At 70.4% G+C, this 20,233-nt stretch carries 17 protein-coding genes; 7 read left to right on the forward strand and 10 right to left on the reverse strand.

All coding sequences use genetic code 11. The features are described from left to right. Nucleotides 1-14 precede the first annotated feature (14 nt). Nucleotides 15-2,789, forward strand: a complete 2,775-nt coding sequence (locus ACFWP2_RS21695) for a SpoIIE family protein phosphatase (protein WP_380453765.1) — start codon at nucleotides 15-17, stop codon at nucleotides 2,787-2,789. A gap of 131 nt (nucleotides 2,790-2,920) precedes the next feature. Here ACFWP2_RS21695 and ACFWP2_RS21700 read toward each other — a convergent pair whose 3' ends face one another. The 3 genes from ACFWP2_RS21700 to ACFWP2_RS21710 are packed head-to-tail and all read right to left on the reverse strand — an operon-like array spanning nucleotide 2,921 to nucleotide 5,932. Next, nucleotides 2,921-3,745 (reverse strand): carbohydrate ABC transporter permease, encoded by an 825-nt coding sequence (locus ACFWP2_RS21700; RefSeq protein WP_380453767.1) that lies wholly within the window; start codon nucleotides 3,743-3,745, stop codon nucleotides 2,921-2,923. Then, nucleotides 3,742-4,653: a carbohydrate ABC transporter permease gene (locus ACFWP2_RS21705; RefSeq protein WP_380453770.1), complete on the reverse strand. Its 912-nt coding sequence runs from the start codon at nucleotides 4,651-4,653 to the stop codon at nucleotides 3,742-3,744. The genes ACFWP2_RS21700 and ACFWP2_RS21705 overlap by 4 nt, the downstream gene beginning before the upstream one ends. Continuing rightward, nucleotides 4,643-5,932, reverse strand: coding sequence for an extracellular solute-binding protein (locus tag ACFWP2_RS21710; RefSeq protein WP_380453772.1), 1,290 nt, complete (start codon nucleotides 5,930-5,932; stop codon nucleotides 4,643-4,645). Before ACFWP2_RS21710 ends, ACFWP2_RS21705 begins: the two co-directional genes overlap by 11 nt. A 214-nt stretch (nucleotides 5,933-6,146) precedes the next feature. On the opposite strand from ACFWP2_RS21710, the gene ACFWP2_RS21715 reads away from it, so the two are divergent. Then, nucleotides 6,147-7,322 carry a serine/threonine protein kinase gene (locus tag ACFWP2_RS21715; RefSeq protein WP_380453774.1) on the forward strand — a complete coding sequence of 392 codons (1,176 nt, stop codon included), beginning with the start codon at nucleotides 6,147-6,149 and terminating at the stop codon, nucleotides 7,320-7,322. A 10-nt stretch (nucleotides 7,323-7,332) separates the two neighbouring features. Continuing rightward, entirely contained in the window at nucleotides 7,333-8,139 is an 807-nt protein-coding gene (locus ACFWP2_RS21720) for an HAD family hydrolase (protein ID WP_380453776.1), read from the forward strand. On the opposite strand, the gene ACFWP2_RS21725 is transcribed toward ACFWP2_RS21720, so the two are convergent. After that, a complete protein-coding gene (locus ACFWP2_RS21725) occupies nucleotides 8,090-9,619 on the reverse strand; it encodes a N,N-dimethylformamidase beta subunit family domain-containing protein (RefSeq protein ID WP_380453779.1) in 1,530 nt (509 codons plus the stop codon). The genes ACFWP2_RS21720 and ACFWP2_RS21725 overlap by 50 nt on opposite strands. Nucleotides 9,620-9,859: 240 nt before the next feature. Here ACFWP2_RS21725 and ACFWP2_RS21730 point away from each other — a divergent pair, with 240 nt between their 5' ends. Next, the gene (locus ACFWP2_RS21730; RefSeq protein WP_380453781.1) at nucleotides 9,860-10,705 is read left to right on the forward strand and encodes a class I SAM-dependent methyltransferase; all 846 of its coding nucleotides are present in this window, start codon (nucleotides 9,860-9,862) and stop codon (nucleotides 10,703-10,705) included. Between the two features lie 44 nt (nucleotides 10,706-10,749). Then, nucleotides 10,750-11,556: an N-acetyltransferase gene (locus tag ACFWP2_RS21735; RefSeq protein WP_380453783.1), complete on the forward strand. Its 807-nt coding sequence runs from the start codon at nucleotides 10,750-10,752 to the stop codon at nucleotides 11,554-11,556. On the opposite strand, the gene ACFWP2_RS21740 is transcribed toward ACFWP2_RS21735, so the two are convergent. Then, nucleotides 11,525-12,646 carry a hypothetical protein gene (locus tag ACFWP2_RS21740; RefSeq protein ID WP_380453785.1) on the reverse strand — a complete coding sequence of 374 codons (1,122 nt, stop codon included), beginning with the start codon at nucleotides 12,644-12,646 and terminating at the stop codon, nucleotides 11,525-11,527. The genes ACFWP2_RS21735 and ACFWP2_RS21740 overlap by 32 nt on opposite strands. Nucleotides 12,647-12,772: 126 nt before the next feature. Beyond that, entirely contained in the window at nucleotides 12,773-13,003 is a 231-nt protein-coding gene (locus ACFWP2_RS21745) for a hypothetical protein (RefSeq protein WP_380453787.1), read from the reverse strand. Between the two features lie 491 nt (nucleotides 13,004-13,494). Between ACFWP2_RS21745 and ACFWP2_RS21750 the strand changes: the two genes are divergently transcribed. Both ACFWP2_RS21750 and ACFWP2_RS21755 read left to right on the forward strand, forming a co-directional pair. Then, nucleotides 13,495-13,809, forward strand: coding sequence for a hypothetical protein (locus tag ACFWP2_RS21750; protein ID WP_380453789.1), 315 nt, complete (start codon nucleotides 13,495-13,497; stop codon nucleotides 13,807-13,809). A 320-nt stretch (nucleotides 13,810-14,129) separates the two neighbouring features. Further along, a complete protein-coding gene (locus ACFWP2_RS21755) occupies nucleotides 14,130-14,636 on the forward strand; it encodes a hypothetical protein (protein WP_380453791.1) in 507 nt (168 codons plus the stop codon). Between the two features lie 297 nt (nucleotides 14,637-14,933). On the opposite strand, the gene ACFWP2_RS21760 is transcribed toward ACFWP2_RS21755, so the two are convergent. From ACFWP2_RS21760 to ACFWP2_RS21775, 4 genes are all read right to left on the reverse strand, one after another. Further along, nucleotides 14,934-17,480, reverse strand: a complete 2,547-nt coding sequence (locus ACFWP2_RS21760) for a hypothetical protein (RefSeq protein WP_380453793.1) — start codon at nucleotides 17,478-17,480, stop codon at nucleotides 14,934-14,936. A gap of 747 nt (nucleotides 17,481-18,227) precedes the next feature. Continuing rightward, nucleotides 18,228-19,688, reverse strand: coding sequence for a hypothetical protein (locus ACFWP2_RS21765; RefSeq protein ID WP_380453795.1), 1,461 nt, complete (start codon nucleotides 19,686-19,688; stop codon nucleotides 18,228-18,230). 75 nt (nucleotides 19,689-19,763) lie between these two features. Further along, nucleotides 19,764-20,042: a hypothetical protein gene (locus tag ACFWP2_RS21770; protein ID WP_380453797.1), complete on the reverse strand. Its 279-nt coding sequence runs from the start codon at nucleotides 20,040-20,042 to the stop codon at nucleotides 19,764-19,766. Then, nucleotides 20,042-20,170: a hypothetical protein gene (locus ACFWP2_RS21775; protein WP_380453799.1), complete on the reverse strand. Its 129-nt coding sequence runs from the start codon at nucleotides 20,168-20,170 to the stop codon at nucleotides 20,042-20,044. The genes ACFWP2_RS21770 and ACFWP2_RS21775 overlap by 1 nt, the downstream gene beginning before the upstream one ends. Between the last annotated feature and the right edge of the window lie 63 nt (nucleotides 20,171-20,233).

Raw genomic sequence — 20,233 nt, forward strand, 5'->3', positions numbered from 1 at the left:
GCTGACCCGGGCCGATGGACGCAGCGGACCGCCACGATGCCGGGAACGAAGCCACGGCCGGGCCCGGGCCGCACCGGTCGGCCCCGCACCGGCTGCTTTCCCGGCTGCGGGTGCGCAGTGTCGCCGGGCAGGTGTTCGTGTGGCTGCTGGTCGTGGTGGTGGTGCTGGTCGGCGCGGCGCTGACGGCGCTGCTCCTGCAAGCCCACCGCTACGCCACGGGGGTGGCCGCCGGTCGCACCCGCGCCGCGGCCGTCGCCCTGGCGCAGGACCCCGGTGTGGTGAGCGCGATGGACGGCCCCGATCCGACCGCGGTGCTTCAGCCGCTGGCCGACCGGGTCGTGAAGGAGGGCCGCTTCGACTACGTCGTGTTCGCCAGCCCGCAGGGGATCCGCTACACGGCCGAGAGCCCCGAGCTGATCGGCAAGCACGTGGTCGGCCCGTTCGAGCACGCCCTCGCCGGGCCGACCACCGACAGCTTCCAGACGCCCATCGGAGAGGTCGTGGAGTCCGGTGCGCCGGTTCTCCGACCGGACGGCTCGGTCGCCGGCGTGGTCGGCGTCGGGATCAGCGTCGCGCACGTGGGCAGCACGGTGAGCCGGCAGCTTCCGGTCCTGATCGGTGGCGCGGCGGCCGCGCTCGCCCTCGGCACCCTCGGGGCGGTGCTGGTGCGGCGTCGGCTGCGCCGCACGACGCACGGCCTGGGCCCGGCGGAGATGACCCGGATGTACGAGCACCACGACGCGGTGCTGCACGCCGTCCGCGAGGGCGTGCTGATCGTCGACGGGGACGGCCGGGTGGTGCTCGCGAACGACGAGGCCCGGCGGCTGCTCGACCTGCCGCCCGACGCGGAGGGGCGAGAGGTCGCCGAGTTCGGGCTCGAACCCGGGCTGGCCGAGCTGCTGGTCTCGGAGCGGTCCGCGACGGACGAAGTGCACCGGGCGGGGGACCGGCTGCTCGCCGTCAGCAACCGCCCCACCGCCCCCTTCGGCGGCGGGCCGGGCGGCGTCGCGACCCTCCGGGACACCACCGAGCTGCGGGCGCTCGCCGGGCAGGCCGAGGCGGCCCGGGCCCGGCTGCAGCTGCTCTACGACGCGGGGCTGCGGGTGGGGACCACCCTGGACGTCACCCGGACCGCCCAGGAGCTGGCCGACGTGGCGGTCCCCCGGTTCGCGGACTTCGCCACGGTCGAGCTGGCCGACCCGGTGCTGCACGGCGAGGAGCTGTTCTCCGACCTCGGCATCGAGCAGGGACTGCGGATCCACCGTACGGCCGCCAGCAGCGGCAGCGGCGGCATCGCCGACTGGCCGTTCATGCCCGTCGGCACGGAGATCACCCCGCTCCCCGGCAGCCCCGAGGAGACCGCCCTGAGGACCGGGCACGCCGCGCTGACCGACGACCTGCGCCGTGAGCACGGCTGGCGGGCGCGCGACCCGGAGGCCGCCGACCGGGTGCTCTCGTTCGGGGTGCACTCGCTGATCACCGCGCCGCTGCGGGCACGGGGCCTGTCCCTGGGCACGGTGAACTTCTGGCGGGCGGGCACGTCCCCGCCGTTCGGCGAGGAGGACCTCTCCTTCGTCGAGGAACTGGTGGCCCGGGCGGCGGTGTGCGTGGACAACGCCCGCCGCTACACCCGCGAGCACCGGATGGCCGAGACCCTGCAGCGCAGCCTGCTGCCCCGGGGCCTGCCCGAGCAGAGCGCCCTGGACGTGGCCTACCGCTACCTCCCGGCGCTGCGCGGAGTCGGCGGGGACTGGTTCGACGTCATCCCGCTGCCCGGCTTCCGGGTGGCCCTGGTCGTCGGCGACGTCGTCGGCCACGGCCTGCACGCCGCCGCCACCATGGGGCGGCTGCGCACCGCCGTGCTCAACTTCTCCGCCCTCGACCTGCCCCCGGACGAACTGCTCGCCCGCCTCGACGAACTGGTCACCCGGCTCGACCAGGACGAGGCGAACGGGGCCGAGGGCGAGGAGGAGAGCGCGCCCGTCACCGGAGCCACCTGCCTGTACGCGGTCTACGACCCGGTCTCCGGGCAGTGCACCATGGCGGGGGCCGGACACCCCCCGCCCGCGCTGGTCCGTCCCGACGGCACCGTGGAGTACGCCGACCTGCCCGCCGGCCCGCCGCTCGGGGTCGGCGGACTGCCCTTCGAGACCGCCGGGCTGCGCCTGGCGCCCGGGACCTCGCTGGTGCTCTACACCGACGGGCTGGTCGAGAACCGCCACCGCGACCTGGACACCGGACTCGCGGAGCTGCGGCTGTCCCTGGCCGGCGCCCAGGCCCACCACTCCCCGGAGGACACCTGCCGGGCCGTGTTCGGCGCGCTGCTCCCACCGCGCCGCAGCGACGACATCGCGCTCCTCGTCGCGCGCACCCGGCTGCTCCGGCCGGACCAGGTGGCCGAATGGACCGTGCCGTTCGACTTCGCCGCGGTGTCGCGCGTCCGCAAGGAGTGCACCGACCAGCTGACGGCCTGGGGCCTGGAGGACCTGACCTTCACCGCCGAACTGATCCTCAGCGAGCTGATCACCAATGCCATCCGCTACGGCGCCGAGCCGATCCGGGTGCGCCTGCTGCGGGACCGCAGCCTGGTCTGCGAGGTCTCCGACGGCAGCAGCACCGCGCCCCACCTGCGCTACGCCGCCACCACGGACGAGGGCGGCCGGGGCCTCTTCCTGGTGGCGCAGCTGGCCGAGCGGTGGGGGACCAGGTACACGGCCCGGGGCAAGGTCATCTGGTCCGAGCAACCGCTGACCGCGCCCGAGTTCCAGTTCGAGGCGCTGCTGGGGTGAGACCGGGCCGGCATCGCCGAGGACGCGCAGGACCCGGCGGGTGCCGCGGTGGGCGAGGTCGTGCGTCACGGAATCCTCCTGTGGACGTGAACGGGGTGCCGCCGGGAGAGCCGGGCCTCCTGCGCTCGCGCTCAGCCCTTGACCGCGCCGGCCGCGAGGCCGGAGGCGATCCTGCGCTGGACGACGAGGAAGACGACGACGACGGGCAGGGCGGTCAGCGTGGCTCCCGCCATGAGACCGCCGTAGTCCGTCCCGAAACTGGTCTGGAAGGAGACCAGCCAGATGCTGACGGTCTGCTTCTTCGGGCTCGACAGCAGGACGTAGACGAGGACGTACTCGTTCCACGCCTGGACGAGCGCGAAGACGGAGGTGGCGACGATGCCGGGGGCGAGCAGCGGGAGCACCACCCGGCGGAACGCGCCGAGGCGGCCGCAGCCGTCGACCATGGCCGCCTCCTCGAGTTCCACGGGGACGCCGGCGATGAAGCCGCGCAGCATCCACACCGTGAAGGGCAGCGTGAACACCAGGTAGGTGAGGATCACGCCGGTGAGGCTGTCGGTCATCCCGACGTCGTTCAGCAGCAGGTACACGGGGATGACCAGGGCCGTCAGCGGGACCATCTGGACGATCAGGATCACCACGACGAACGCTCTGCGGCCCGCGAAGCGGAACCGGGCCAGGGCGAAGGCGGCGAGTACGCCGACGACCAGGGACACCAGGACGGTGCCCAGACCGATGACCACGCTGGAGCGCACGTTGGCCCAGAAGGTCTCGGTGCGCAGGGCCCGGGCGAAGTTGTCGAGCGTGAACCGGCCCGGCCAGAACTCCGGTGGCAGGCTGAGGATCTCGGTGGCCGGCCGGAAAGCGGTGAGCACCATCCAGTAGACGGGGAAGCCGATCACCGCCGCGACGAGCAGCCCGAGCAGGTCGTGGCCCAGCGACCGCCGTCGCCTCATTCGATCTCTCCCGTCCTGAACATCTGACGCAGGTGGACGACCGATCCGGCGAGCAGCAGCACCACGGTCACCAGCGCGATCGCGGCCCCGGTGCTGTACCGGTTGACGGCGAAGGACTCGATGAAGGAGTAGACGCCCAGCAGGTAGTACTCCCGCTCGGGCTGGCCGCCGCGCATCAGCCAGATCTGGTTGAACACGCCGAAGTCCCAGATCGCCGACAGCGTGGTGACCATGACGAGCACCGGTCTGATCGCCGGCAGGGTGACGTGCCGGAAGACCTGGAACGGCCGGGCCCCGTCGAGCACCGCGGACTCCTCCAGCTCCGGCGGCACCTGGGCCAGCGCGGCCCGCAGGGTGATCGCGGCGAACGGGAGCGAGCCCCACACCACGACGGCGACGATGACGGAGAACCCCTGCCAGGGGTCGGTGAACCAGTTGTGGCGGGCCAGGTCGACCCCGGGCAGGTTCGAGAGCAGCCAGTTCACCACGCCGTAGTCGGCGTCGAAGAGCCAGCGGAAGATCGACGCGGCGACCATGACGGGCATCGCCCACACCGTGACCAGCACCCCGGCGATGACGGCCCGCACCCACGGGGAGACCCGGTGCATCAGCTGCGCGGTGAACAGCCCGCACAGCACGGTGAGGGCGACGCACACCGCCGTGAACAGCACCGTCCGGGCCACCACCGTCCAGAAGAACCCGTCACCGAGGATCCGGCGGAACTGGTCCAGCCCGGCCCACGGCGGCGAGCTGCCGCTGAACAGCTGCTCGCGGGTCATGTCCTGGAAGGAGAGGACGACCATGTCCACGAGCGGGTAGCCGAGCACCAGGACGAGCGCGAGGACGGTCGGGCCGATCAGCAGGTACGGCAGCAGCGGACGCCGCCGCCGGCCCGGGTCAGCGCTCATTGATCACTTCGTCGATCCGCCGGTCCGCCTCCCGCGCGGCGTCCTGCACCGACGCCTTGCCGTTGGCGATCCGTTCGAGCATCTCGGGCAGGACGTTGGACTTCTCCACCGACGTCCAGCCGGGCGCGAACGGCGTCATCCAGCCCCCGGTCGCCGCGGCCTGGGCGGCCGGGCCGTTGATGCCCCCGGCCGCGACCTCGGCCAGCTGGGTGGTGTTGTTGGGCAGGGTGTTCGCGGCGATCAGCGTCTTCTGCGACTCCCGGTCGGTGAACATCCTGATCCAGTCGGTGGCCAGGTCCTTGCGCGTCGACTTGGCCGGCACCGCCAGGGTGGAGCCGCCCAGGAACGGCGGCAGGAGCTTCCCGGACGGGCCGGGGAAGGGGAAGGTGGCGAACTTGTCCTTCAGCTTCGGATCCCCGCCGGAGCGTTCGTCGGCCGCGGCGTCGGCCTCCCAGGTGTTGCCGTAGAACACGCCCACGTGGCCCTGGCCGACGACGGCCGGCTGGTCGCCGTTGTCCTTGGCCCGGTCGCCGACGTAGTAGGCGTCGATCAGCCGCTTCCACTCGGTGAGCCCGGCGACGGACTTCGGCGAGGACAGCGAGGCCTTCCAGCGCTCGCCCTCCTTCACCGCGATCTCGCCGCCCGCGTCCTTCACGAAGGCCATCGCCGCGTACCAGTAGCGGCCCGGCATGTAGAAGGCGGAGAAGTTCGGGTCCTGGGCGCCGACGGTGCTCTTCAGCCGGTCGAAGGCGGACAGCAGTTCGGGGTACGTCTTCGGGGCGCCCGGCACACCGGCCTGCGTGAAGTAGTCGGTGCGGTACACGCCGACCCGGGCCCCGACGTAGTACGGCACGCAGTACGACCTGCCGTTGGCGCGGCACGCGTCGGCGAGCGCCGGCAGCCAGGCGCCCGACTGGTCGAAGCCCGCCGGGTCGAGGGCGGCGAAGGCGCCGTTGACGATGTAGTTGGTGGTCTCGCTGTTGCCCATCTCCACCACGTCGGGCACGTTCTTCCCGGCGAGGACGGCGTCCAGCTTCTGGTTCTTCGTCGTCCACTGCTGGTACTGGACCTCGACCTGGACCCCGGGGTGGGCCTTGGCGAAGCGGTCGTTGGTGGACTGGACCAATTGCGGCCAGCTCTCCTGGGCGTCCACGGCCAGCCACACCGTCAGCTTGCCGCCGGCCCCGGAGCCGCCGCCCGATCCGGAGCCGCACCCGGCGGCGGCCAGGGACAGGAGCAACGTGAGCACCAGGGGGTGGCAGGACACGCGAATGGCCATGGGGTCTCCAAGTTCGCTATGGGGGCGGTCTTCTGACTACCCGTCTGATCCGCCGACGGCGCGGAGGCGCGGACATTCGGCCGGAAGATGACGTTCGGTGTCCCGCAGAGGGCGCAACGCCTTGACTCCTCCTGGGTGGCACCCGCAGGTTGGGCCTCTGCGTCATCCGCACGACCCCGCGTCACCCACACGACCCCGATCGAAGGGCTTGTACGTGACCGAGCAGACGACGACCGCGCCCGAAGCGAACCCCGACGCCGCCGAACGGCCGGTGCGGGTCAACGCCTGGAACGGCTGGGACCCCCTGCGTCATGTGATCGTCGGGCGCGCCGAGGGCACCGTGGTCCAGGCTCCCGAGCACGCGGTCCGCCGGGACTACCCCGACGACGGCTTCCCGCTGGGAACCCACGGCCCGATGCCCGCGGACATGGTCGCCGAGGCCGAACAGCAGCTCGACGACTTCGCCGAACTGCTGCGCCGCCGCGGCATCCGCGTCGACCGCCCCACCCCCGTCGACTTCACCCGGCAGGTCAGCACGCCCGACTGGACCCACGACTCCATGTTCGGCTGCATGCCGCCCCGCGACCTGCTGCTGACCGTCGGCAACGAGGTCCTCGAAGCGACCATGTCCTACCGCAGCCGCTGGCACGAGTACCTGTGCTACCGGCCCGTGCTGCAGAGCCTGTTCGAGGCCGACGAGCGGATGCGCTGGGAAGCCGCCCCGAAGCCCCGCCTCACCGACGCCTCGTACCACACCAAGTTCTGGGACACCTACAACGACCTGTCGACCGAGGAACAACTCGCCCGGGTCCGCGACTACGACCTGGTGCTGACCGAGGCCGAGCCCCTGTTCGACGCCGCCGACGTCGCCCGCTTCGGCAAGGACCTGTTCGTCCAGCTGTCCTTCGTCACCAACCGCAGCGGCTACCAGTGGCTCAAGCGCCACTTCCCCGACCACCGGGTGCACGCCGTCACCTCCACCAACACCCACCCGCTGCACATCGACGCCACCTGGGTGCCGCTGCGCCCCGGCCTGGTGCTGCACTGCGGCGAGCGGCTCGCGGACGCCGAGCTGATGGAGTTCTTCCGGCTCAACGACTGGGAGATCGTCGAGGCGGTGCAGCCCGCGAGCTGGGACCACCCGCCGAAGCTGTCCTTCTGCAGCCCGTGGCTCGCCGGGAACATGCTGAACCTCGACGAGAACACCCTGTGCATCGAGGAGAAGGAGGTCCGGCTGGCGGAGCAACTCTCCTCGTACGGCTTCGAGATCGTTCCGGTGCCGTTCCGGGCGGTCGGGCCGTTCGGTGGCGGGCTGCACTGCGCGACCGTCGACATCGAGCGGGACGGCGGGCTCCAGGACTACTTCCCGCGCCGGTACGGCCGGTACTGAGGCCGGTTCGGTGCCGGACGCGTCGCTGAACGCGCTGCCTCAGGCGCTGCCGATCGCGCTTCCGGTCGAGGCGCTGCCGGAGATCCGTGCCGTCGTCTTCGACTTCTACGGGACGCTGGTGCGGATGGTCGAGCCGCTGCCGCCCGACCACCGCGCGATCTTCGAACGCCGGGGCCTGGCCGCCCAGGGCGCCCGCTGGGGCGACCAGTGGGCGGTGGGCCCCGGCGAGGGCGAGGAGCACGCGGCCCAATCGGTGGACGAAAACACCTACCACCGCTGGGAGTTGGAGCGGCTGCGGCGCAGGGCGCGGGCCTGCGGGGTGCCGGAGCGCGAGCTCGACGGCCTGGTCGAGGAGATCGACCGGGCCATGAAGGCCGTCCGGCTGGAGCTCTTCGAGGACGTCCGTCCCGTCCTCGGGGAGCTCCGCGACCGCGGCCTGCTGGTCGGCGTCTGCTCCAACTGGTACTGGAACCTGGAGGACCACGTCGAGGAGCTCGGCCTCGGCGCGGTGGTCGACGTCGTGGTCGGCTCCGCCCGGGCGGGGGCGCGCAAGCCGCACCCGCTGATCTACCGGGTGCTGCTGGAGCGGTGCGGGCTGCGGGCGGGGGAGGTGCTGTTCGTCGGGGACATGTGGGCGCCCGACGTCCTCGGACCGCTCGCGGCCGGGCTGCGGCCCGTCCACCTGCGCCGGCCGGACCCGGCGGTCCGCGGAGCGGAACCGCCCCTGCCGGCCGGGGCGGCCCGGATCCGCGGGCTGCGGGAACTGCTCAGCGGAGCGCCGCGCGGTGCCGCAACCGGTCCAGGAGGTTGCGGGTGACCTGGACGACGCCGGCGTCCTGTTCCCTCCCGCAGACCACCGGCCAGTCGGTGGTGCCCGCGGTGAACACCGTGCCGCCGGCCGTGTGGACGCCCATCGTCGCGGCCCGGGGGCTGGCGAGGCCCGGCTCCCGGACCGGGCCGTTCCAGTGGCCCCACTTGACGTGGTGGAAGTCCTCGTGGACCGGATCGAGGACGTGGATGCCGAGGATGAGGAAGGAGGCGGGAGTGCCGTCCTCGCCGGTCGCCCGGGCCACGCCCCGCGCGTCCCGGACATAGGCGGCGCCGTCGCACTCGTATCCGATGAGCGGGGTGCCCGCGCCGAGCCGGTCGGGCTCGCCGCCGTCGGAGCCGTCGCGCAGACCGGTGCCGGCGAAGACCCAGTGGTCCGCGTGCTGCACGGTGTACCCCTCGCGCGGACGGTCCCCTGGCCATTCGGTGCTCGGCCACATTCCGCCGTTGCGGAAACTCACCCCGGTGAGCGAGTTCTCGGGGCGGCCCGCGCCGTTCGGCGCCGCCGGCCACCACTGGTCGGTCGCGGGAAGGTGCGGATACTCGTCCCCCACGTGGTGGTCGGTGTCGGAGACGAAAGCGGTGTTCCCGTCCGTCGGGTGAATGCGCCACCAGCAGGTGTTGGCACTGAGGAAGGCGATGTTCCCGCCCTCCCGGACGAATCGTTCGGCGTGGGCGCGCATCGCCTCGCTCCAGTATTCGTCATGGCCGACGCTGAGCAGAAGGTCGTACGAGGAGAGCAGTTCCGGGTCCTCGTGGAGATCGAGATCCGTACAGAATTCGACCGGGTAGTCGTTGCGCTCCAGCCAGGCGATGAACGGGGCGTCCCAGTAGGCGAGGTCGATGATTCCACCCGGCCGGTGCAGGCTCACCTTGTGCCCGCGGAAAGCGCCGTCCGACAGGTACGCCGGGTGATCGTAGAGGCTGACGGCGCGCTCCTCGCCGGGCCGGTCGGAGCGGTTGTAGGCGTGCCGGGTGAAGGTCGACTTCTTGTAGAGGATGCGGGAGCGGCTGCCGGCCAGCCGGGGCCGCACGACGAAGAACTCGCGGGCGGGGCCCTCGAGGCTCGCGGCGTCCAGCGGCGGCGGTGCGTCACCGGCCTCACCACCCTCACCGGCCTCACCACCCTCACCGGCCTCGCTGGCCTCACCGCCCTCACCGCCCTCGCCGTCCTCGATTTCCTCGATGAACTGGACGAGGTGCATGCCGGGAGTCCAGTCCTCCGGCACGGGCAGGGTGAGCGGCGGCCAGTTCCAGTCGTGGGCGGGCGAGGCCCGGCCGGGGACGCCGTCGGGGTGCGGGGGCGGCAGGTGGAGCGAACCGGGGTACCAGTCCGACTCCGCCACCGGCTCCACCGTCTCTCCCAGCCGGTAGAACCTCAGCCGGAACCGGGCGGCGTCGGTGGAGACGTGGACCGTCAGCCGTCCGCCGGAAGTGACGCTTTCCCGCCCGAGATAACCCTCTATCATTCCGCCTCCCCAGCAGAACGATCGACCGTCGAATATTCATTCCGGCCGCTTCGGCAAGCCATGCTAGGGGGTGCCGGAATTCCGGGCAACGGCGCCGTGAACCGGTCATTCGGGGCCGCCTTTCGGACACCCGGACCGGCCGGCCGAGTTCTTTCCGCCGAACCGGGTAGGGCGAAATCCGGCCGCGCCCGTCGGGCTACCGCGAAATCCGTCACCTCCGGTCATCGACAAGGGGCTCTCATGAACAATGAATTCCGGGTACGGGAACTCGTCCTGGGAATCGAGGGGCTGGCGCTCCTGCGCCACGCCGTGGACGGGGAGGAGACGTTCCTCCGGGAACGCGTCGAGGACATCCGGCGCTTCGTTTCGGGTGAGGAGCGGCTGCCGGACGGCGGCGCCGCCGTCAGCGAACTCGACGCCGCCGAGGGCTACGCCTCCTGGTCGGCGGTGTACGACTCGCTGCCCAGCTCCTACATCGAGGTCGAGGAGCCCGTGCTGCACGCGATCCTCGACACCCTCCCCGCCGGCACCGCCCTCGACGCGGCCTGCGGCACCGGCCGCCAGACCGGCGCCCTCGTCGCCCGCGGGCACCGCACCGTCGGCGTGGACCAGTCGCCCGAGATGCTGGCCAGGGCCCGCGAGCGCGCCCCGCAGGCCGAGTTCCGGACCGGGCACCTGGAGAAGCTGCCGCTCGACGACGACTCGGTCGACCTCGCCGTCTGCTCCCTGGCCATGACCCACCTTCCGGACCTCGCGGCGGCCGTGTCCGAGCTGGCCCGGGTGGTCCGTCCGGGCGGGCGGATCCTCGTCTCGGACATGCACCCGTTCGTCATCGCCCTGCAGGGGCAGTGCCTCTTCGTGCACGGCTCCGACCGGCTCGCCTTCGTCCGCAACCACGTCCACCTCCCCGGGCGGTACCTGGAGGCGTTCACGGGCGCGGGGCTGCGGGTGCGGGCCTGCCACGAACCGCTCTTCAACGGGCGCCTGGCGCCCGGCGGTTACGAGGAGTTCATCGCGGACGCGGCCCGGGCGGCCTGGGACGGGCTGCCGATCGTCATCGTCTGGGACGTCGAAGTCCCGGCGTAGGACCGGCGGGTCCGGTAGGGACACGAGGAGAGGAGGACGGCCCGATGGCCCTGGTCGTGGTGACCCACGCGGAGCGCCCCGAACTGTGGGACCGCATGCCGGAACGGTTCGCCGGCATCGTGCCCGAGTACAACCTGCACGGAGACGTCAACGACACCTACTGGGAGCGGCTGTTCGAGGAGTTCCCCGACTACCAGTTCGTCCTGTACGACGACGAGCGCGAGCTGGTGGCGGGCGCCGGACGCTCGCTGCCGCGCACCTGGGGCGGCACCGCCGCCGACCTCGGCCCCGGGCTGGACGACTCGATCGCCCGGGCGTTCGCGGACCGCGCGGCGGGCCGGCCCGCCGGTGCCCTGTGCGCACTCGGCATCGAGGTCGCCGAGGACTACCAGCGCATGGGCTTCTCCACCGTGCTCCTCGACGCGATGCGCCAGGTGGCGCGGCGAGCCGCCCTGGAGACGGTGCTGGTGCCGGTGCGCCCCACCTGGAAGGACCGGTACCCGCTGGTGCCGATCGAACGGTACGCGGGCTGGCGGCGCCCGGACGGGGCCCCGCTCGACCCGTGGATCCGCACCCAGGTGGGCGCCGGCGGCACGATCGCCGGAGCCTCGGAACGCTCGTCGCGGATCACCGGAACGGTGGCCGAATGGGAGCGCTGGACCGGCCTCGACTTCCCGGAGGACGGCGACTACGTCTTCCCGGGAGGCCTCTCCACGCTGCGGATCGAGCGCGCACGGGACCTCGGCTCGTACTGGGAACCCGGGGTGTGGATCACCCATCCGGTCGAGGCGGACGTCACCCCGGAGGCCGTGCCCGAGGTCACGCCGGACGCAACCGCTCCCCGGCCCTGACGGCGGTCCACGCGAAGGCGGACATGAGCCGCACCTCGTCCGGACCGGCCTCGGGGCGGCGCTCGGGCGGCAGGCCGGCGGGGCCGACGGTGGCCACCGCCGCCTCCCGCAGCCGGGCGAGGGCGGCCGGCGGGACGTCGCCGGTGCCGTTGGTGCCGACGGGGCCGGTGCCCAGCCGGCGGGCGGCCTCGGCCGCCTGCCGGCCGAGCAGGAGGCAGTGGATCCACAGCTCCTCGGCGAAGCTCCGGCCGAACCGCCGGGCCACCTCCGAGGCCAGGTCCTCCGGCATGTCCGCCGCCACCGCGTCGCGCACGGCCCGCTCCGGAACGCCGGTCGCCGGCAGGGCGTCGCGCCAGCGGTGATGACCGCGACCGCCGTCCGGGCCGTGCTCTTGGCCGACGAGCCGTACGTAGCCCTCGCCGTACCGCATGTACGGGATCCACCCCGGCTCCTCCAGGACGCGGCCCCGCTCCAGCAGCGGTGCGGCGTCGGCGGCGTCCACGGGGCAGACGGCGAGCCGGATCCCCTGGGTGGCATGGCCGTTGATGCTGCTGGTGCCGATGTGCTCCACCACGGTGGGCACGGCGATCAGACTCATCCGGCCACGCGCCCGGAAGAAGACGGAGAACAGCTCGTCGTCGTGCCGCTCGGCGCTGCCGGTGGCGAACCGGCGGAAGCCCTCCACCGTGTCGAGCGGCAGGCAGACGGCGAGGGACGGCGTGAACTCGTCGGGCACCGCCCGCACCCAGCCGGCGCCGGCGAGCGCCGCGAGCCGGGCGGCACCGCCGTTGCGCGCGTGCCAGTTCGTGTAGAACACCAGGGCCTCGTCGGGGAACCGCGCGGCCGCGCGGCCGACGAGCGCCACCAGGTTCTCCGGGGCCGACACGTCGTCCTGGACGACGAGGTGATGGCTCCCCCCGGCGTCCGCCGCCGCCCAGGCGACCAGGGCCGTCCGCAGCGCCGAGGGCGGGCCGTCCGGCTCCGGATCGAGCGCCAGGCCGTCCAGCCCGAGCCGCTCGACCAGCTCGCGGGCCTGGACCAGGCGTACCGGGTGGGTCATGACCGCCGAACTCACGCTCACCGTCGGCACCACAGCTCTCCCTCGCTCCGGGGTTCCTCGCGTCATGGTGGCAGGAGCCGCCCACGGCGGAAAGGCCGCGACCCGACCTCGGCCGGTTCCCGTAGGGTCGGGTTCGGGCCGAGAGCCCGGCCGGGGTCAGGGCCAGTGGCGACCTCGCCAGTGCGTCGTCGCGCGAGGCTCGCCGTCCGTCCGGTACGGGACGTCGGCCCGCTCCGACCGCCCGTCGCCGTCGTCCACCGACGCCCCCTCGGACCGTCGTGGCGGCAGGGCCAGGGCGAGGAGTGAAAGCCAGCCCACCCCGACGACCCCGTCCACGCACAGGGCGGGCACCAGCGGCAGCCGGCCGTCGACGTGCACGGTTGCCACCACACCCGCTCCGAGCCCGGTGGCAACCCCAACGACCAGCCGGCGCAAGGCCCTTCGCATCCCGCCTCCCACGTCGACCGGTCGTGCGGCGGCGAACCCGGCCGCTCGGAAGGAACAGTGAACGGCAGTCCGGTGCCCGCTGTGACGACGTATTCAGGACAGATTGGAGTAGACCAATTGCTGGATCGCCCGGCCGCGCGTGCCGACGCGGCCAGGGAACGGCGCGGCGCCACAACACCGCTCCCCGCGGACGCACGGCTGAACGACGGCTCCGTACGGCCCCGAGGTGGCGCTCCCCCGTGAACCGGGGCGGCGGGCGTCCTGCGTCCGTCCTCCGACCCCCAGGCCGTCGACGACGTGGTCGAGGTGCTTCTCGCCGCCCTGAGGTGGATCAGTAAGGTGCGGCCGTGTCGCGTCCTGAAAGCTGGTCCAGGCTTACGGGTGGCACGCTCCTTCCCGGGATACTGCGGGACACGGCGGACGACTGGGAGGTGCCCGCCCAGAAGGGCCTGTACCGGGTGGAGGACATGCTTGTCTGGGTCGACACCGAGGCGGCGGACACGCTCGCCTGGGTCGCCGCGAACCCCGCTCCGGACCGCCGGCCGGTTGCCGTCTGGTCGCGGTGCCATGCAGGCTGGACGGTCTACCCGTTCGGGATGACCGAGTTCCTGGTCAGGCTGTTGCGCGACCAGTTCGAAGAATGGCCGCTGAGCGACATCGGCATCAGAGGCGTTGCCGCTCCGCGGTTCCTGCACGAGGACGACGAGGAGACCGCCGCGGACCTGGGCCACAGCCCCTGGGACTGATCCCGGCCGTCGGGTCCACGGGCGGGAGAGCGGATGTCAGTCAGCAGCTCGCGGTGTCGAGTGATTCAGCGTGCAGCAGTCGGCGGAGGCCACGGGGACGCCGGCGACGACGCTCTACGGGCTGGTCGGCAAGCCGGACGGCCCCGACCCGATTCGGCTCGGCCCCAACGGACGCTTCCTCGTGCACCGGGTGGCGGCGGAGCGCTTCGCCCGTTCCTGCCGGCGCAAGTCGGCGACCTGGGACACGGCCGGGAAGGCTTTGATCACGATTCGGTTCCACCGCCCACACGGGAGCTTTGCAGGCTGGGATGCTCGCGGGCATGGACGAGACCACTGCCATGCCGCCCGCACCCACCGCAGAGCCCCTACAGGCGGCCGTCGAGAAGCCGGCCGGGCCGAGCGTGCGAGTGCCGGTGTGGCTCGTAGCCGGCCTGGTCGGCTTCGCGGCCGGTGCTGGGGCGGTCGGTCTGACGTGGGGTCTGTCCTCCTCTGCTGACCCGGCCGTGCCCGAGACGTTCACCCTCACCGGGTCCATGTCCCTCAATACCGGCTCCACCAAGGGAGCCGCGTGTGCCGGCCGTGGCGGGTACAGCGACATCGCCATGGGTGCCTCGGTCACCGTGTACGACGAGGGCGGCCGGGTCCTGGCCACCGGCACGCTCGGTGGGGGCAAACCGAAGTCCCTGGACGGTTGCGACTTCCCGGTAACGGTTCCCAATGTGCCGAAGGGGCCTCAATTCTACCAGGTCGAGGTCAGCCACCGTGGGAGGATCAGCCTGCCGAAGGCCGATGCGGAGGCCGGTCTTCTCGCGGTGTCGCTCGGTTGAGCCGGCGGCCCTGGTGGTCGTAGTGGGGGGCGGCGATCATCAACGGGGCGGTGTAGCCGACCATCGTGTGCATCCCGGCCATCCACGCGATGACGGGCCAGGAGCCGCGGCCGGGGTTGTCCAGCGGGTAGGTCACGGAGCTGAGGACGAGGGCGTAGGCGAAGGCCAGGGCGGCGGTGAGTGCCTGGTGGGTCCGCCGGCCGGTGCGATGGCGGCGTAGGCGGTGGGTGTCGGCCGCCTCGGCAGGACAGCGTCCCGAGTCGTCACCGCCAGCGCCACTGGAGAATTCAACGATGCTCACCTGATTTCCCACTCGCCGGTCGCACTGTTGAAGCGGACGCGCGTATTGCTTCGGTGCGTCGACTGCGTGTAGTTGGCAGCCCCGTCGATGTTCGCCCCGTTGCCGGCAATAGTGACGGTGAAATCGCCGCTTCCTTTGATCTCGTGTGTCTCGCCATCGAACGGCGATTTCGGGAGGGTGATCATGCACTGTGCCGCTGTGACGGTGACGAACCGTTGATCGGTCGTGAGGGATTGGTTTGTGCTCGCCGTGACGCTGGGACCGTTCTCCGCGTAGAGCGTTTCGAACTTCGGCGCGGCGAACGCGATCGCTGCTCCGGCGGCTACGGTACCGTTCGCCGGCGTGTACGTGACTTTCTTGTCACTGATACTGATATCGGTGATCTTCTTGGTCCCGCCGCCGTCGAGATTGGCAACTGAGATGTACTGCCCGACGGCCAGATATGTCGGCGAGCTGACTACGAGTGTTCCTGGCGTGCCAACCGTCCCGGTGGGCATGGTTGCCGGTTGAATATCACGTAGGGTTCCTGCCGCCACGCAGCGCTGCGCCCACATGCCGCCCGGGCTCGGGTCGCTCTTCCAGACGGTGTCCCCGATCTCGTAGTTCTGAGGAAAGCCACTGTTCGGTACTGCCGTCTCAGGCCCGGTGCCGGCTTGAAATACCATCTGCTTGGATGGCTGTCCGGACGGGGGTGGATTCCCGAGGTAGATTCCGTTCGGGAAGTACGGCGCGCTTCGACGCAGCTTCAGGTCGTGCGTGGGAAGGCGCAATACTTCGAGCTGGGTGCCCCAGCTATCGAGAGTGATCCACGGGTTTGAAGGCCCAAAGTACCGCCACCGCAGTGAGTCCATTTGATAAAATGGCGACGGTGCAGGCGGTGAAGGGCTGTATACGACCATCTCGCCGAAGATCATGTCTCCATTTGGGAGATGGCCGGGCGGTGGGGGCTCCTTGTAGTCCTCACCCACTTTCGTGCCAATAACGACCTCGCCTCGCCTGTTCTCGTACTGCAGTGGCTTCCCTCGCATGATGCCGGAGATGAGATCGAAATTCGGTCCACCGGCGATGTGTCCGCCGAAGACATCGTTGTTGGTCGCCAGGCTTGCACGCCCCTCCGAGTAGCATCCGTGAAGGCTCGAATTATTGCCCGCACCCTCGAAAAGATAGTTTTTCGTTGTATTGCCTTCAGCGTGGCACGTGACGAAGCTGTTGAACCCTTCCGTGTCGCGGAAGCCGACGTCGTTGAGCATGGCCGTGCACCCCTGGATGAGACAAACCCGGGCGTCAGTCCCGGAGAGGAGGAGGCCCTCGCTCTTGCTGAAGAAAAAATAGCAAAACGTGAAGACGCTTCCGGATGGGTTCTTGAGCGACGATGTATCGCCATCCAGGAAAACGTTTGCACCTCCAAATCGGCCAACGCACACGTTGTGCATGCAGATCGGTACTGTGGCATGTACGCCGTACCCACTTGAAGTCCCGGAATCCTTGCAGGAGATTGTGAGGTCACGGAAGGTCGTGAATTTCGCGCTCGCCGTGTAGCCCTCTGGCTCGTTGCCACCGCCCTTGACCCGGAAGGCTGTCTTGTTCTGCGGGAATCCGAGCCACGTACCGGGAGCTACTCGGTCCCCCGGGCCGCCGAGATGTGCCTCTGGGTCGCTCATTCCGGTGCCCTCGATGACGACGCCACGGGTAATCGTGATGGTGTCCGAGAAATAGAGCCACCCGCGGAGGATGATCTTAGCGCTTTTATTGGCCTCGGCATGGATGGCAGCGAGGACGGTGTTAATTACCGCGAGGTTGTCAGTTCCGGGGGTGCTGGTTCCATTCCAATCGGGCACACCGCCGAAATCTTGAAAATGATAGTGCCCCGGCGTGTCGAAGCGGCGAAGCCATCGGCCCTTGACGGCGGCCGATGGAATCGTTGCTCCGCCATCCCCGACGAGACCGCCACTCAGGTAGGTTCCTGCCCCGGCCGATGCCGAAGCCGGAATCGTAAAGGTGGTGGCGGGGCCGATGAGACCAACCGGCCCCCAGGTCGCGTTGATCCCAGGCATACCCTGAACCCCAGCGATCATCGCTTGCGCGCCACTCGCAAAGCCGTGCACTGCCGACGTCGTTACCGTAACGCTCGTCGCTTGCGGGGTTCCGGATCCGCTCCACGTGCCATTGCCGGTAGAACCATTGAGCGAAAAGGTGTCGTTGTCCATCCTGGTGATGAGCCACTTGCCGTTCGCATTGATGCCGGTTACGCCTGAAATGCCGACGCTCTGGCCCGTGGTGAAGCCGTGGGCCGCGGCGGTGATTTTGATCGGACTGGTGCTGGTGACGTCGGTGATCGTCTTGGTGGTCAATGTGGCGCTCGTGAGCGTCGCGGACGTGGGCGGCGTTCCTTCGAAGAAGAAGCTGCCTCCTCCTCCGTCGCGAGCCGAGTAGTAGCCGGCCACATCGGTCTCGTCGTTGATGGTGAACGTCCCGAGCATCGACTGCAGGTCTGCGATGGTTTCTGCAGTCCTCACGATGCGCGGATTCAACGTCTGGTTCATGATCGAACTCCATGTCAGCAAAGGTCGCCGCTTCTCGATATCGAGCGCGTCCTGCGGTACATGGAATTTCGCCGGCGACCCGATGCTCGCCAGGCTGCGCTCACGGTCTGATCATGCTGGTCGTCACTGACCACTGCATCGCCGCCGTGCCGTTCGAATGAGGTGCGTCGTGTGGGAAAGTGGCCGTTGGCTCGGCGGCGGCAGGTGGAATCCGGCCGCATTTCTCCCACAAGGTGTCGCGTGGAGGCGGGCCGCCGGGGAAGCACGCACGGCACTCTCAGCCCCACCCGCTAACCGAGCGTCGTCGTCTTCCCGGCGTCATGCCCCTGGCGAGACCGCGGCACGGTCTTCTACGGCGAGGTCACTCCTGGGGCATCCCGGTGCCGGCAGGCCAAATCCGCGCAAGGGTCTTGAAGCAAGAGCTGCACCGTCGAGGTCCGGACCGACGGAAAGGGCTACCGCCAGCTTTTGGTAGACACGAAGTCGACCAGCGCTCCTGAAGAGTTCAACGGCCTGGCACAGCGCGGAATCCGTGTCACCTCCAACCTGTGAGTGCGCCCCCACTGACTCATCGGATGGCGTATCCGTCCCACAGTGGGCCGCCGGCCAAGTCCAGCACCTGTGCCACGACCGCGGCGAAGGCCTGCGCGTCCCCGGCGATCGCCTGCGGGGCGGCTTCGGACAGCACGCGGTGCCGGGCAGTCCGTCTCGACTGCCCGGCACCGCGCGATCAGTGCGCCGGTCGCGTCACAGGTCCCGGAAGGTGTTGAAGGCGGTCGCGATGCCGCTCTGGAAGGCGTGGGTGACGGTGCCCGAGGCCGTCTTTCCGAAGATCTCCAGCCGGCCGTCCTTGCTCTCGCCCACCACCGGGTTCGTCGCCAGTGGGCCGCCGACCGTCACCCAGCCCGAGAAGGTGCTGTTGGGCGCCACCTGGTGGATGTTCATCACGGTGCCGCTGCCGTTGCGGACGAACACCTCCAGGTTGCCGTTGCGACAGAGTACGACGGCGGGATCACCGACGAGGCCGCCGCCCTCGAACGTGGACCAGTCGTGCCAGGTGCTGTTCGGCTTGTTCTGCCAGCGGGTGGCGATCCGGCCGTCGGGGGTGCGGGCGAAGATCTGCTGGCGGCCGTCGGCGTTGAGCCCGAGCACCGGGTCGGAGGCGACATCGCCACCGTGGTCGTACCAGCTCGTCGTGAAGGTGCTGTTCGGCGACACCTGCCACCTCGACATGACGTGCCCGGTCGTGGTGCGGGCGAACACCTCGAGGGTGCCGTCGGCGTTGTGGCTCCCGGCGGGGTTGCCGACGAAGTCGGCACCATCGAAGATCAGCCAGTCGTGCCAGGTGCTGTTCGGCTTGGTCTGCCAGCGGGTGGCGATCCGGCCGTCGGGGGTGCGGGCGAAGATCTGCTGGCAGCCGTCGGCGCCGGCGCCGACCGCCGGCTCGGAGGCGACGTTGCCACCGTGGTCGTACCAGTCTGACCAGGTGCTGTTCGGCGCCAGCTGCCACTTGGACACGACGTGCCCGTCCGTGGTGCGGGCGAAGATCTCCTGGGTGCCATCGGCGTTGCGGCCCAGGACCGGGGCGCCGGCCACACCCGGCGCGCCCGTCAGGGGGGTCCAGTTCGACCAGGTGCTGTTCGGTTTCACCTGGTACTTGGTCCGGACCCCGCCCTTGCCGTCGTTGTCGACGAACTCCAGGGTCCGGTTGGCGTTCATGCCGAGGTGAGGCCGGGCGATCAGCTGGCTGCCGGAGGCCGCCGGGTCGTCGACGATCTTGTTGTAGCGGCGGGCCTGGTAGTTCCCCTTGGGGTGCCCGTCGATCTCCGAGTCGTTGATCGATACGACCCCGGACTTCCTCACCGGGGTGGCGCCGAAGGAGTAGTAGGTGAAGTGGGTGTGGTCGGATTCCCACGCGTTGAAGAGGATCACGTGGTTCACGGTGTCGAGGAGGATGTCGCCGGGCCGCAGGTCCTTGATGGCGATCGAGGAGGACACCTGCGACAGGTTTCCGGTCCAGTGGTTGGAACCGGTGTGCCAGGCCATGTCGATGTAGCCGGAGCAGTCACGGCGGTAGTCGCGGTCGTTGCCGGGGCCCGGTGAGAAGGCGCTCTGGCTGTACGGGCCGGGCTGGTGGTCGACCCAGTACTGCGCCCGTTCGATCACCTCGGAACGGATGATGGTGCCGTCGATGCTGGACTTGGTCATGGTGGAGATCTCTTCCGTTTCTTCGGAGGACGGTTGACGTTCTTCGGAGGACGGTTGACGGCGGCGCGGCCGCCGCTACTCGGCGAGGCGCCAGTCGCGCAGCTCGTCCGAGGTTTCGATTGCCCTGGCACAGATGGACCGTGCGTTCCGGCGGGCGTCGGCCTCCTCGGCGGCGAGGAGGAACAGTGCGACCCCGATCCGGCCGGGCGTGACGCGCACCCGTACGTGTTCCAGGCGGTCGGCTGCCCCGGCCTGGCACCACAGGTGCCCGGTCAGCCACTGCGGAGCGACCAGGAGGGCCGGCGGCCCGACGAGTCGGGTCAGCGTCAGGTGCAGGATCGCCTTGTCCGACATCAACCCCGGCCGAAACCGTCGCCGGAGACAAGGTCGAGGAAGGCGTCGGAGCCGGACCGGCCGGCCGGCACGGTGCGAAGCGCGAGCGGGCCGGCCACGGCGCAGGACAACTGGACGATGCCGGGCATGGACGGACTCCATTCGTGGAGACGGCGGGACCGGATGCCGGACGATCGCGCCGCCCGGCCTCG

The sequence above is a fragment of the Kitasatospora sp. NPDC058444 genome (assembly GCF_042721415.1).
Classification (GTDB): Bacteria; Actinomycetota; Actinomycetes; order Streptomycetales; family Streptomycetaceae; genus Kitasatospora.